This window comes from Sphingomonas sp. MMS24-J13 (assembly GCF_044905095.1).
Taxonomy (GTDB): Bacteria; Pseudomonadota; Alphaproteobacteria; order Sphingomonadales; family Sphingomonadaceae; genus Sphingomonas_I.
The window spans coordinates 3,049,491-3,062,321 of sequence record NZ_CP173258.1; the positions used below are offsets into that span (position 1 = coordinate 3,049,491).

Here is a 12,831-nt window from a genome sequence, read left to right on the forward strand (position 1 = left end):
GCGCCCTCGTCTCGCCTGAGACCCCAGCCTGCGCTGGGGTGACGATGTGAGGGGGACACGGCGGATGAAGCTCAAGCACCTGATAGCGGCGGCACTGGTCTGCACCGCAGCCGTTACCCACGCCGCCCCGGCCCCCGTCAGCGTCTATTTCGACAACGACTTTCTCGGGCCCGGCCAGAGCAACATCCAGGCGCTGATCCCGCTAATCCGCGATCCCCGGGTGAAGGTTCTGGGCGTCGGCGTCGTCACCGGCGACGCCTGGCTCGAGGAGGAGACGCAGCACACGCTCCGCTTCCTCGAGATCGCCGGGCGCAGCGACATTCCCGTCGCGCGCGGCGCCGAAATGCCGCTGCTCCGCACGCAGGCGGAGATGAAGACCTGGGAAGCCCGCTTCGGCGTCGTCCCGTGGAAGGGCGCGTGGAATGCGCCGCGGCCCGGGCGCGACTATCATCCCGACGAACCCGGCCTCGTGCCGCCGATGCCGGAAGGCAAGCCCACCACCCATGCCTCGGCCGAGGATGCGGCGCATATGCTGATCCGGCTGGTGCGCGCGCATCCGGGCGAGATCATGGTCGTCACCGCCGGCCCGCTCACCAATATCGCGCTGGCACTTCGGCTCGCGCCCGATCTGCCGAAGCTGGCGAAGGAGATCGTGATCGAGGGCGGCGGGATCGATCTCCAGCGCGCGCGCGTCGTCGGCAACGCCGATTACGCGACCGACTTCAACTTCCTGTTCGATCCCGAGGCGGCACATATCGTGCTAACCGCGCTGTGGCAGCGCATCACCGTGCTGAGCAACGTCACCGGATCGACCAAGATGACCGATGCGCTGCGAACCAAGATCGCCGCGTCGGGCACGCCGGTCGCGCGCTATGTCGGCGCGTACGGCAAGGTCGGCCAGCCGCTCTGGGACGAGCTGACGACGGCGGTCGCGATCGATCGATCGCTCATCACCAGGGAGCTGACCGCGAAGATGGACGTCGATCTGGCGTTCGGCCCGGCCTACGGCACTGCGCAGATCTGGAAGGACGAGATGGCGCCGCATCTGGGCGAGCAGACCGTCCATATCGTCGAGGCGGTCGACATCGATCGCTTCGTCGCAGGCTTCGCGGCCCAGGCGGCGCAATGATCGCCGCGCTCGACCGCTGGTTCCACCTCGACGCGCGCGGCACGACCACCGCGCGCGAATGCCTCGCCGGGCTGACCAGCTTCATGGCGGCGGCCTATCTGATCGTGGTGATCCCGGGCCTGCTGTCGAGCGGCGGGATGGATCGCGCCGCCGCCACCACCGCGACGATCGCGATGCTGACCCTGGGCAGCCTGGCGATGGGGCTCTACACCAACCTGCCCTTCATCGTCGGCCCGGGGCTGGGCGGATCGGCGATCCTCGGTGTCACGCTGGCGCAGGTCGAGCATGTGCCGTGGCAGGCCGGGCTCGGCATCGCGATGCTCTCGGGCATCCTGTTCCTCGCGCTCACCCTCACCGGCGCGCGCGGGCTGGTGATGCGGCTGGTGCCGGTGCAGATCAAGCTCGGGCTCGGCGCCTCGCTCGGCCTTTATATCGCTCTGCTCGGCTGCCGCGATGCCGGGATGGTCGCGCTCAATGCGAAGTCCAACGCCTTCGCGCTCGGCAATTTCGCGGCGTCCGGCCCCATCGCAGCCTTGGTCGGCCTCGCCGTCGCCGTCGCTTTGCAGGCGCGGCGCATCCCCGGCGCGGTGCTGGCGGGGATCGTCGCGGCGGCACTGGTCGGCATCCCGCTCGGCCTGACCAAGCTCGGCGGCGCGCCGGTCGACTTGCCGCACGGGCTCGGCCCGATCGCGCTGCGGGCCGATCTCCCTGCTGCAATCGCGCTCGCCTCCCTGCCCTATCTGTTCGCCTTCTTCGCGGGCGAATTCTTCTCGACACTCGGCACCACGCTCGCGGTTGGCGCCAAGGCCGGGCTGACCGACAGCCACGGCGACCTCCCCGGGATCGAGCGCCCCTTCCTGGTGGATTCGATCGCCGCCACGTTGGGGCCGCTGATCGGCGTCCCCGCCGGCACCGCGCTCGTCGAATCCGCCGCCGGCGTCGAGGCGGGCGGGCGCACCGGGCTGACCGCGGTCGCCGCCGCGATCCTGTTCCTGCTGACCCTGTTGCTCACCCCGCTGGCGATGGCGATCCCGAAGCAGGCGACCGCGCCGGCTCTGATCCTGATCGGCATCGCGATGCTCGGCACGATCCGCAACGCCGCGGGCGAACGGACCGAGGATCTGCTTCCGGCGATGGTGATGCTGCTCGTCACCCTGATCGCCAACAGCTTCGGCACCGGCATCGCCGCGGGCATCTTCGTCCATGTGCTGGTGCAGATCCTCGCGGGGCGCTGGCGCGAGTTGCCGATCGGGCTGGTGATCCTCGCCATTCCGCTCGGCTATTATTTCGTCACCGCGGCCACGGGCCACCACTGAGGCCTTATGCCGATCTCGATTGCCGATACGCTCCAGGCGCTGCCGCCTGCCCGGACCGGGCGCCTCGTGACGCCCGCGCAACGCGCTTTCTTCCACGCGATCCCCAAGGTGGAACTGCATTGCCACCTGCTCGGCGCGGTGCGGCACGAGACTTTCGCCGCACTCGCCGCGAAGCATGACGCGCCTTATTCGCGCGAGGATATCGACGGCTTCTACCGGCGCGGCACCAAGCCGGTCGGCGTGCTCCATACGTTGCGCGCGCTCGAGCAGCATCTGCTGCTGGACCCCGACGATTTCCGCCGCATCGCCTACGAATATCTCGAAGATGCGGCGCGCGAAAATGTCCGCCACGCCGAATTCTTCTGGAACCCGACCGCGACCTTGCGTGACATCGGCCTGCCCTATGGCGAGGTACAGGCCGCGATCGTCGAGGGCATCGCCGCGGCCGAACGCGATCATGGCATCTCGGCCTTGCTGATCCCGGCGATCGATCGCGAGGCGGCGCCCGAGGAAGCAACGACCTTCGTCGCGGCGATGCTGACCCACCGCCATGCCAAAGTGGCGGGCATCGGCATCGACTATCGCGAGGTCGATCGGCCGCCCGAACTGTTCGCCGAGGCGTATCGCATGGCGCGCGACGGCGGCCTGCGCACGACCGCGCACGCCGGCGAGTTCGGGATGCCGTGGACCAATGTCGCTACCGCGATCGAGACGCTCGGCGTCGACCGGATCGACCATGGCTACACCATCGTCGACAATCCCGAACTGGCGGCACGCTACGCCGAGCGCGGGCTGCTGTTCACGATCGTGCCGACCAACTCTTATTATCTGCGCACGCTCGCGCCCGATCGCTGGGCGGCCGATCATCCGATCCGGCGCATGGCCGAGCTCGGCCTCGCGCTTCATCCCAACACCGACGATCCGACCTTGCACCATGTCAGCCCGGCGGGGGCCTGGGAGCTGATGTACAGCCATCTCGGGTTCGACGTGGCCGCGCTGCGGCGGATGATGTTCGCGGGGATCGCAGGAAGCTGGGCGAGCGATGCGCAGAAAGCGGCGTGGGTGATCGACTGGCCCGAAGAGTTCGATGCGGCGGCCGAGGGGATCGTGTGGGAGGATTCCCGACTTTGACCCACCCACATCGTCACCCTGAACTCGTTTCAGGGTCCACCGTGCGGGCCGCACCGTCCACGAGGATGCCTGGTGGATGCTGAAACGAGTTCAGCATGACGGAGAAGGGGCGACCGCGGCAGTCGTGCGCCTGAGCCGTGCCGCGGCGCGCGACATCCCTGCCGAAACCCTGGCCGTCGCCAAACTCTGCATCGCCGATTTCATCGCCCTGGCGCTCGCCGGCAGCCGCGAGCCGGTCGCCCGCATCCTCCACGCCGCCGCGCTGGCCGAAGGCGCCCACCCCACCGCGACCGCGCTCGGCCATGGCCGCCATTTCAGCCTGCGCCAGGCGGCGCTGATCAACGGCGCCGCCGGCCACGCGCTCGACTATGACGATGTCGCATTGGCGATGCACGTCCACCCGACCACCGTTCTCCTCCCGCCCCTCCTCGCGCTCGCCGAAGCGCGGCGCGCGAGCGGGCGCCAGCTCATCGCCGCCTTCGTCGCGGCTTATGAGGCGGCCGGGATGATCGGCGCGTGGCTCGGCGCCGCGCCCTATGAGCGCGGCTTCCACATGACCGGCACGGTCGGCGCGATCGGCGCCGCGATGGGGGCGGCATACCTGATCGGGCTCGACGAGCGCGCGACCGCCCGCGCGCTCGGCCTCGCCGCCACCCAAGCGGCAGGGCTCAAGGCGCAGTTCGGCACGATGGCCAAACCGCTCCACGCGGGCCGCGCCGCCGAGACGGGCCTGCTCGCCGCGCTCTGGGCCGAAGCCGGCCTGACCGGGCGCGCCGACATGCTCGAAGCGCGCCAGGGCTTCGCCGAGACCCAGTCACATCTCCCCGATCGCGCGATCGTGTGGGACGGCTACCAGCTCGACCATAACAGCTTCAAATTCCACGCCGCCTGCTTCGGCGTGCAGGGCACGATCGAGGCGATCGCAGCCCTGCGCCGCGCCGGCCTGCGCGCAGACGCGGTCGCCGCGATCCGCCTGACGGTCAACCGCGCCGCCGACCGGATGTGCAACATCCCCGCGCCCGTGAACGGCGCCGAGGCCAAGTTCAGCCTCCGCTTCGCCGCCGCCCTCGCGCTGGCCGGCCGCGACACCGCCGATCCGGCGACGTTCATCGATACGGTGGTGGCCGATCCCGAACTGGATCGCATCCGTGCGCTCACCAACGTCACACTGGGGCCAGCGGATTGGCCCGACGAGGTGACCGAAGTGACGATCGAGACGATCGACGGACGGGTGCTGACGCAGCGCCACGACATGGAAATCCGCCCGACGATGGATCAGGCCGTGCCGGCGTTGCGGCGCAAATTCGACGCGCTGTTGCGGCCGTTGATGGGCACCGATCGGATCGCTCGTCTTGCCGACGAAATCACTATGCTGGAACAGGCCGGCGACATCAGCGGATTGCCCGCCGCGCTGCCACATCTTGGCGCCAGCCGGGATGGCGCTTAGACCAGCACCATAACCCACGTCAGGATCCAGCCCTTACTCCTTTCCCGTCATTCCCGCGAAGGCGGGAATCCATAACCTCCAACCCTTGAGAATATGGATTCCCGCCTTCGCGGGAATGACGGAAACATAAGTCCCTCCCCGTCTCCCCACGGAGTTGCCCATGCGCCTGGCCCTCGTCCCGCTTACCCTCCTCCTCGCCACCGCCGCCGTCGCCGCCGACGAGCCCGCCGACAGGAAGAAGGCGCCTGACGCCGCCGCCATCGAAGCGGCTACCGCGCGCGCGCCGATTGAGGAGCAGGCCAAGGTCACCGCACACAGCATCGTCGTGAACGGCCGCCCGCTTGCCTATCACGCCACCGCCGGCACGGTCACGATCCGCGACACCAACGGCAAGCCGACCGGCAGCGTCTTCTACGTCGCCTACACCGCCGACGGCGTGCGCGACGTGAAGCGTCGCCCGGTCACTTTCTTCTACAATGGCGGCCCCGGATCGGCCTCGTTGTGGCTGCACATGGGTTCGCTCGGCCCGATGCGGATTCAGACCGCCAACCCCGAATATATCAAGCCCGCGCCCTATGAGTTCGGGCCCAATCCGGACACGTTGCTCGACACCAGCGACCTCGTCTTCATCGATGCGATGGGCACCGGCTATTCGCGCCCGCTGGGCGACGCCAAGAACAGCGATTTCTGGGGGGTCGATCAGGATGCGGATACGTTCGCCAAGGCGATCACGCGCTACCTCACGATCAACGCGCGGTGGAACAGCCCCAAATTCCTGTTCGGCGAAAGCTACGGCACCACCCGCAGCGGCGCGCTCGCCTACCAGCTCGAGGATCGCGGGGTCGCGCTCAACGGCGTCGTGATCCTCTCGTCGATCCTCAACTACGGCATCCGCCAGCCGGGCTACGACCAGACCTATATCGGTTACCTGCCGAGCTATGCCGCGGTCGCCTGGTATCATAACCGCGTGCCCAACCGCCCCGCCGATCTGGCTAGCTTTATCCAGCAGGCGCGCGACTTCGCGGTCGGGCCTTATGCCTCGGCGCTCGCCAAGGGGTCGATGATCACGCCCGCCGAGGAAGACGCGATCGCGCAGAAATTGAGCTATTTCACCGGACTCTCGGCGGCCTACATCAAGTCGTCCGACCTGCGCGTCCCGCTCAACCGCTTCCGCAAGGAATTGCTGCGCGATCGCCGGTTGACGGTCGGCCGCTACGATGCGCGCTACACCGGCATCGATGCCGATGCCGCGGGCGAAGGCCCCGAATTCGATGCGTCGGACACCGCGATCTCGGGCGCGTTCATCGCCACCCTCTCCGATTATCTGGTGCGCGATCTCGGCTACAAGACCGACATGCCCTATCGCCAGAGCGCCAGCGAAGTGCCCGGCTATAAGTGGGATTTCACCCACCACGCCCCTGGCGCGCGCCAGCCGCAGGCCGCACCCGACGTCGCGGTCGATCTGTCGGCGGCGATGCGGATCAATCCCTATCTCAGGCTGATGTCGGCCAACGGCTATTATGACATGGCCACGCCCTTCTTCTCGACCGAATATGACCTCAGCCACATGCTGCTGGGCGCGGACCTTCAGAAGAATATCGAGTTCCGTTATTACCCCTCAGGCCACATGGTCTATCTCAACCCGGATGCGCTGCATTCGCTGAAGCGCGATACGGCGGATTTCATCAATCGCGCGGTCGCGTCGGCGCAGAGCGCGACGCCGCCGGCGCGGCCGACAATCGCGGAGGGGAAGGCGGGCAAGACGCCGAACTGATAAGCTGCCCCATCGCCCGGCGGCCACTTGCCCGAACGGATCGCCCTACCGTATCATGGCCACACGGAAGCGGATCGGATGCAGCCGATCGATCGGAGGGGAGATGCGACCCGCGCCAATCCTGTGGTTCGAACGCCTCATGCTGCTCGCACTGGCAATCGACCTGCTCAACAATCTCGCCGCCTGGCATGGCTTTGCCGCCGGGCTGGCGGCGCGTGGCCTGACGCCCAACCCGATCGTCGTCTTCCTGCTCTGCATCGCATCGCCTGCGCTGGGCCTGGTCCTGTGGTATTTCGTCACGCGCAGGGCGAGCGTCGTCGCGCGCTGGATCGTCACGATCCTCGTCCTGCTCGGCACGCTCGGGTTTATCGCGACCGCCCTGCGCAACCCTGGCGCCTTCGGTCAGACGACGTTCCTGGTCGCAGCTCTTGCCGAATTGCTCAAGCTGGCCGCCATTGCGTGCCTGTTTCAGCCCGCAGCCGCCGGCTGGTTCGCACGTAGGGGACCGCCAGCGACACGCTCGTGATGCTGCCGCCTTTCGGCGTGCCTTGCCCTAACGCAGGATATTCGTCTTTCCGAGCTCGAGCACTTCGTCACCGCGTCCCGAGATGATCGCCTTCAGCATATAAAGGCTGAATCCCTTGGCCTGCTCCAGGCCGATGGCGGGCGGCATGGAAAGCTCCTGGGTTGCCGTCACCACATCGACCAAAGCCGGCCCGGGATGGGCGAAGGCCTCCCGCAAGGCGCCCTCGAGAGCGTCCGAACTTTCGACGCGGATGCCCTTGAAGCCGGCTACCGCCGCCAGATCGGCGAAGTTCGGGTTCTTCAGATCGACATTGGTGTCGACATAGCCGCCCGCCTTCATCTCCATCGCGACATAGCCGAGCGTGCCGTTGTTGAGCACGACGATCTTGATCGGAAGATCGAGCTGCACCGCCGACAGCATGTCCCCCATCAGCATCGTGAAGCCGCCATCGCCCGACAACGAAACGACCTGCCGGCCGGGGTAGGCTGCCTGCGCGCCGAGCGCCTGCGGCATCGCGTTGGCCATCGAGCCATGGTTGAACGAGCCGATGATCCGGCGCCTGCCGTTGGTGATGATGTAGCGCGCCGTCCAGATCGAAGGCGTGCCGACGTCGGCGGTGAAGATGGCATCGTCCGCAGCCACGTCGTTGAGCATGCGCGCCACGAACTGCGGGTGCAGCGGGATTCCGGCCGGCCGGGGAGTCGCGAGATGATCGAGATCGGCCCGGGTCCTGGCATAATGCTTGCGCGCGGCATCGAGGAACTTGCGCGACCGCTCCCCCGCCAGCAGCGGCAGCAACGCGGCGATCGTCTCGTCCACGTCGCCCAGAATGCCGAGATCGATCGGAATGCGCCGCCCGAGCGAGTTGGGATCGCGGTCCACCTGCGCGACCTTGGCGCCGTCGGGATAGAAGTTGCGATAGGGGAAGTCGGTCCCCAGCATCAGCAACGTGTCGCATTCCTTCAGGGCATGATAGCCCGACGCGAAACCGAGAAAGCCGGTCATCCCGACATCGAACGGATTGTCCCATTCGAGATGCTCCTTGCCGCGGAAGGCATGGACGATCGGCGCCTGGAGCGCATCGGCGAGCGCGACGACCGCGTCATGCGCGCCGGCACAGCCCGAGCCGCACAGCATCGTGATCGTGCCCGACGCGTTGAGCAGTTCGGCCAGCTTCGCGACCTCTGCGGCGGCCGGGACGAGGCGCGCGGGGGCCGGCATCGCGAAATGGGTTGGTGTGCCCTTCGGCACCTCCAGCAGCGAAACGTCGCCGGGTATGACGAGCACCGCCACGCCGCTCTTGCCGATTGCCGTCCGCATCGCGCGGTGGAGCAGTTCGGGCATCTGCGCCGGGCTGGTCACCATCTCGCAGAAGTGGCTGCACTCGCGGAACAGTTCGGTCGGGTGCGTTTCCTGGAAGTAGCTCAGGCCGATTTCGGAGGACGGGATGTGGCTGGCGATCGCCAGCACCGGCACGCGATTGCGCTGGCAATCGAACAGGCCGTTGATGAGGTGGAGATTGCCGGGCCCGCAACTGCCCGCGCACACCGCCAGCCTGCCCGTCGCGGCGGCTTCGGCGCCGGCCGCGAACGCCCCGGCCTCCTCATGGCGGACATGCATCCACGCGATCGTGCCGAGCCTGCGCAGGCTGTCGTTGATCGCGTTGAGGCTGTCGCCCGTGACCCCCCATATCCGCTCGACACCGGCATCGGCGAGGGTTGCGGTGATGAGGTCGGCGATCGTTCCTGCCATGAGACGGTCCTTTGCTGGCGCGCGGAGGGTGGCGATACAAGGTGCGCAGGGCTGCGCGATAGGGCAATGCGCTATCGGGCCGCCGGTCGGATTCCGGGGTGAAAATATAAGGCTGACGGTCAGCGCGCCAGTTGCGGTCGCCGAGTATATGACCCACCATGGGCGGATGCAGACGCTTCGCTCACGGCTCGATCATCTCGGCAACATCTATCACCTGCAAGTGGGACCGCTGGTGCTGGTGCTCGGTTCGGGCCTGCACAGTTCCCGGTTGCTCGCCTGGACGGGCGGGGTGCTGCTGGGCCTGGCCAGCTTGAACAAGCTTCACATGCTGTTCGTGCGACATAAGGCTCCTGAGCGCGCTTGTCAGACGGAACGAACAAGCTCGTAGCGGCGACAGGGTGGGGCAAAGCAGGTCGTCAGGCCGCGAAAGCTCTCAGGAACAACGCTAAGGCGCGGCCGGCCTCGACGCCCTGATCTCCGACCACGGCATCGCCACTCCACAACAGGCGCTGGTGCGACCCGCCCAGGCACAAGCTGATGAGCATTTGCGCGGCCTCGGCGGGGTCGCCGGCGCGCAGCGTGCCGCTGTCCATGTGTATCGCCATGAACCGGATGAGGCGCTGCTCGACCATGCCCGGCCCGCGCGCGAAGAAAATCCTGCCAAGCTCGGGAAAGCGGCCCGTCTCGCCCACGATCAGTCGATGAAGCGCGATGACATCGGGCGAGGTGACGATCTCGATGAAGCGGCGGCAGAAAGCTTCCAGGGTTGTGACGAGGCCGTGCGAGCCATCCAGCAGCCCGATCATTTCGGTGCTGTATCCCGCCGTCTCGGCTTCGACCACCGCGGCGAAAAGATCCTCCTTGGTGGTGAAATGGCGCCATAGCGTCTCTTTCGATCCGCCCAGTGCCGCTGCGACGGCCGACATCGTCGTGCCGGCAAAGCCGTCCCGCAGAAAGACGGCGCGCGCGACTTCGACGATCGAACGCCGGCGCGCCTGACGGTTCGCATCGCGCTTGCCCTCGGCTGGTAGCGGCGGCGGTGTCATAAATAACGTACTATCGAGTTCGGTAATTGTTGACAAGTGCCGAGGCGCCCCGTATCGCGAATCCGTACCATTTAGTACGGTAATAATCATGGCCGATTCGAAACTTTCCTTTTCCCACGGCGGCGTCACCGCACTGCTTCTGCTGGCGGGATGCGCCAGTCCTCCCGATCTGGGGCCGCCCCCCCTGCCACGCTCGGCGAGTTCCTACGCTGCGAATATGCTCGATGGCGGCACGTCGAACGCGTGGCCGGCCACGGACTGGTGGCGCGCCTATCGTGACCCCGAACTCACCCGGCTCATAGAATTGGGACTGGCGGGGGCTCCGGATCTGGCCGCTGCCGCGGCGCGGTTGCGCCAGGCGCAGGGTTATGGGCGCCAGGCCGGTGCGGCCCTGCTGCCGCGCGTCGATGCCGATGCTTCTGCCGGCGGCGCCAAGCAGAGCTACAATAATGGCATTCCCGCCGCGTTCGTTCCCAAGGGCTGGCAGGACACCGCGACCATTGACGGCGCGGTGAGCCTCGATCTCGATCTATGGGGGCGCAACCGCGCCGCCTTGCGCGCCGCACGACGCGAGACCGACGCCGCCGCGCTGGAGCTGGCGCAGGCGCGCCTTGTCCTCTCCACGAGCATCGCCGACGCCTACGCCGATCTCGCGCGGCTATACGCCGAACGCGCGGTTCAAGTGCGCGCCCGCGATATCCGCATCGCCACGCAGGCGCTGGTCGCGCGTCGGGTGAAGGACGGGCTCGATACGCGCGCAGAGCAGCGCCAGGCGGACGCGGCCGTGCCGCAAAGCGCGGGCGATATCGCGGCGACCGACGAGACGATCGCCCTGACGCGCAATCGCATCGCCGCTTTGCTCGGGCTCGGGCCGGACGCCGGTTGCGCGATCGTCCCGCCCGCCGTCGCGCCCGCCGCCCAGATGCTCCCCGCCGACGTGACGACCGATCTGATAGGCCGGCGTCCGGATGTCGCGGCGGCGCGCGCGCGGGCAGACGCCGCTTCGCAGCGGGTCAAATCGGCACGAGCCGCTTTCTACCCCGATATCAGCATCAAGGCGCTGGTCGGCGTCCAGTCGCTCGGCCTCGATACCTTGCTGAAGAGCGGATCGGGCTACGGCAATGCAGGCGCAGCCATGAGCCTGCCGATCTTCCACGGCGGGGAACTGGCGGGCAGCTATACCAATGCGCGCGGCCGCTTCGACGAAGCGGTCGCGACCTATGACGGCACGGTCGCAACCGCCTTTCGCGAGGTGGCCGACGCGGTCGCCAGCCGCGACGCGCTCGCCGTCCGGCTCGACCAGGGCCGCCGTGCGCTCGTGGCATCGCGCGACGGCTACGGCATCGCCGAACGACGCTACGCCGGCGGCCTGTCGACCTATCTCGACGTCCTGAGCGCGCAGAGCCGCATGCTGCAGGACGAACGCACGCTCGCCGATCTGCAGGCGCGCGCCTTCACGCTCGATGTCGCGCTGATCCGCGCGCTCGGCGGCGGCTTCCACGCAGGCGATACGGCCGCGAGGCTCCCCAACGGCAAGGATATTTTCCATGGTTGAGACATCCTCTCCGCCGCACGAGGCGGCCGAGCCCGCATCCGCCGACGCCACACCCGCCATCCCGGGCAGCCGGCGCAAATTGCTGTTCGGCGGCATCGCCGCGGCGGTTGCGCTCGGCGCAATCGGCTATGGCGGATGGTATGAACTGGTCGGAAAGAGATCGGTTTCGACCGACAATGCCTATGTCGGCGCTTATACCGCATCGGTCACGCCGATGGTCTCCGGTCAGGTGGCGGAGGTTCTTGCCGAAGATACGCGCACCGTGCGCCGCGGCGATATCCTCGTTCGGCTCGATCCGCGCGATGCCCGGATCGCCCTTGCGCAGGCGCAGGCCGAGCTGATCCGCGCCCAACGGCAGTTCGGGCAGGGAACCGCCACGGGCCAGGCGCTGAACGCGCAGGTCGATGCCCGCGCCGCGGACATCGCGCGGGCACGGTCCGAGCTGGTTTCCGCGCAGGCCGATGCCGACAAGGCCAGGGTCGATCTCGCCCGGCGCGAGTCGCTCGCGCCCGGCGGCGGCGTCTCGGGCGATGAGCTGACCGCGGCACGCCGCACCTTCGCGACGGCGCAGGCGGCACTGGCGGCGGCACGCGCCGGCCTCGTCCAGGCGAGCTCGACCCGCAGCGCGGCGGCGAGCGACTATGCCGCGAACACCGCGCTGGTCGGGCGGACGATGGCGTCGAGCCCGGACGTGCTGGCGGCGCAGGCGCGGCTGGACAAGGCCCGCCTCGATCTCGATCGTACCGTGATCCGCGCGCCGATCGACGGAATCGTCACGCGTCGCGCCGTCCAGGTCGGGCAGCAGGTCGCACCCGGTACGACCGTGATGATGGTCGTGCCGACCGCGCGCCTTTACGTCGACGCGAATTTCAAGGAGGGCCAGCTGGCACGGGTACGCCCCGGCCAGACGGCGACGCTGACGTCCGATCTATATGGTGGCGATGTGATCTTCCATGGTCGCGTGGTCGGCTTCTCGGGCGGCACCGGCGCATCGTTCGCGTTGATCCCGGCGCAGAATGCCACCGGCAACTGGATCAAGGTGGTGCAGCGCCTGCCGGTACGGATCGCGCTCGATCCCGGCGAACTAGCACGCCATCCGCTGCGCGTCGGGCTGTCGATGGACGCCGATGTCGACGTCGCGAACGGGAACTGAGC

At 67.9% G+C, this 12,831-nt stretch carries 11 protein-coding genes; 9 read left to right on the top strand and 2 right to left on the bottom strand.

Annotated elements, in window-relative coordinates; genetic code table 11:
- Positions 1-64: 64 nt before the first annotated feature.
- From AB4Z44_RS14095 to AB4Z44_RS14120, 6 genes are all read left to right on the top strand, one after another.
- Positions 65-1,129, top strand: a complete 1,065-nt coding sequence (locus AB4Z44_RS14095; RefSeq protein WP_404710330.1) for a nucleoside hydrolase — start codon at positions 65-67, stop codon at positions 1,127-1,129.
- A complete protein-coding gene (locus AB4Z44_RS14100; protein WP_404710331.1) occupies positions 1,126-2,445 on the top strand; it encodes an NCS2 family permease in 1,320 nt (439 codons plus the stop codon). The genes AB4Z44_RS14095 and AB4Z44_RS14100 overlap by 4 nt, the downstream gene beginning before the upstream one ends.
- A 6-nt stretch (positions 2,446-2,451) precedes the next feature.
- Complete coding sequence (gene add / locus AB4Z44_RS14105; RefSeq protein ID WP_404710332.1) at positions 2,452-3,576, top strand: adenosine deaminase; 1,125 nt, start codon at positions 2,452-2,454, stop codon at positions 3,574-3,576.
- Positions 3,577-3,652: 76 nt separating this feature from the next.
- Positions 3,653-5,023, top strand: coding sequence for an MmgE/PrpD family protein (locus tag AB4Z44_RS14110; RefSeq protein WP_404710333.1), 1,371 nt, complete (start codon positions 3,653-3,655; stop codon positions 5,021-5,023).
- Positions 5,024-5,183: 160 nt separating this feature from the next.
- The gene (locus tag AB4Z44_RS14115) at positions 5,184-6,797 is read left to right on the top strand and encodes a S10 family peptidase (RefSeq protein ID WP_404710334.1); all 1,614 of its coding nucleotides are present in this window, start codon (positions 5,184-5,186) and stop codon (positions 6,795-6,797) included.
- Positions 6,798-6,900: 103 nt separating this feature from the next.
- The gene (locus AB4Z44_RS14120; RefSeq protein ID WP_404710335.1) at positions 6,901-7,323 is read left to right on the top strand and encodes a hypothetical protein; all 423 of its coding nucleotides are present in this window, start codon (positions 6,901-6,903) and stop codon (positions 7,321-7,323) included.
- 27 nt (positions 7,324-7,350) lie between these two features.
- On the opposite strand, the gene poxB is transcribed toward AB4Z44_RS14120, so the two are convergent.
- A complete protein-coding gene (gene poxB / locus AB4Z44_RS14125; protein ID WP_404710336.1) occupies positions 7,351-9,075 on the bottom strand; it encodes a ubiquinone-dependent pyruvate dehydrogenase in 1,725 nt (574 codons plus the stop codon).
- 166 nt (positions 9,076-9,241) lie between these two features.
- Here poxB and AB4Z44_RS14130 point away from each other — a divergent pair, with 166 nt between their 5' ends.
- Positions 9,242-9,463: a hypothetical protein gene (locus AB4Z44_RS14130; protein ID WP_404710337.1), complete on the top strand. Its 222-nt coding sequence runs from the start codon at positions 9,242-9,244 to the stop codon at positions 9,461-9,463.
- Between the two features lie 28 nt (positions 9,464-9,491).
- Here AB4Z44_RS14130 and AB4Z44_RS14135 read toward each other — a convergent pair whose 3' ends face one another.
- Complete coding sequence (locus tag AB4Z44_RS14135; RefSeq protein WP_404710338.1) at positions 9,492-10,211, bottom strand: TetR/AcrR family transcriptional regulator; 720 nt, start codon at positions 10,209-10,211, stop codon at positions 9,492-9,494.
- Here AB4Z44_RS14135 and AB4Z44_RS14140 point away from each other — a divergent pair.
- Together AB4Z44_RS14140 and AB4Z44_RS14145 are read left to right on the top strand one after the other, a co-directional pair.
- Complete coding sequence (locus tag AB4Z44_RS14140) at positions 10,210-11,676, top strand: efflux transporter outer membrane subunit (protein ID WP_404710339.1); 1,467 nt, start codon at positions 10,210-10,212, stop codon at positions 11,674-11,676. The genes AB4Z44_RS14135 and AB4Z44_RS14140 overlap by 2 nt on opposite strands.
- Entirely contained in the window at positions 11,669-12,829 is a 1,161-nt protein-coding gene (locus AB4Z44_RS14145; RefSeq protein WP_404710340.1) for an HlyD family efflux transporter periplasmic adaptor subunit, read from the top strand. The genes AB4Z44_RS14140 and AB4Z44_RS14145 overlap by 8 nt, the downstream gene beginning before the upstream one ends.
- Positions 12,830-12,831 lie beyond the last annotated feature (2 nt).

Bases quoted from the DNA above. Each gene is read 5' to 3' on its own strand.
- AB4Z44_RS14135 (WP_404710338.1), bottom strand. From the start codon at position 10,211: ATGATTATTACCGTACTAAATGGTACGGATTCGCGATACGGGGCGCCT.
- AB4Z44_RS14130 (WP_404710337.1), top strand. From the start codon at position 9,242: ATGCAGACGCTTCGCTCACGGCTCGATCATCTCGGCAACATCTATCAC.
- AB4Z44_RS14115 (WP_404710334.1), top strand. From the start codon at position 5,184: ATGCGCCTGGCCCTCGTCCCGCTTACCCTCCTCCTCGCCACCGCCGCC.
- AB4Z44_RS14145 (WP_404710340.1), top strand. From the start codon at position 11,669: ATGGTTGAGACATCCTCTCCGCCGCACGAGGCGGCCGAGCCCGCATCC.
- poxB (WP_404710336.1), bottom strand. From the start codon at position 9,075: ATGGCAGGAACGATCGCCGACCTCATCACCGCAACCCTCGCCGATGCC.
- add (WP_404710332.1), top strand. From the start codon at position 2,452: ATGCCGATCTCGATTGCCGATACGCTCCAGGCGCTGCCGCCTGCCCGG.
- AB4Z44_RS14120 (WP_404710335.1), top strand. From the start codon at position 6,901: ATGCGACCCGCGCCAATCCTGTGGTTCGAACGCCTCATGCTGCTCGCA.
- AB4Z44_RS14110 (WP_404710333.1), top strand. From the start codon at position 3,653: ATGCTGAAACGAGTTCAGCATGACGGAGAAGGGGCGACCGCGGCAGTC.
- AB4Z44_RS14140 (WP_404710339.1), top strand. From the start codon at position 10,210: ATGGCCGATTCGAAACTTTCCTTTTCCCACGGCGGCGTCACCGCACTG.
- AB4Z44_RS14100 (WP_404710331.1), top strand. From the start codon at position 1,126: ATGATCGCCGCGCTCGACCGCTGGTTCCACCTCGACGCGCGCGGCACG.
- AB4Z44_RS14095 (WP_404710330.1), top strand. From the start codon at position 65: ATGAAGCTCAAGCACCTGATAGCGGCGGCACTGGTCTGCACCGCAGCC.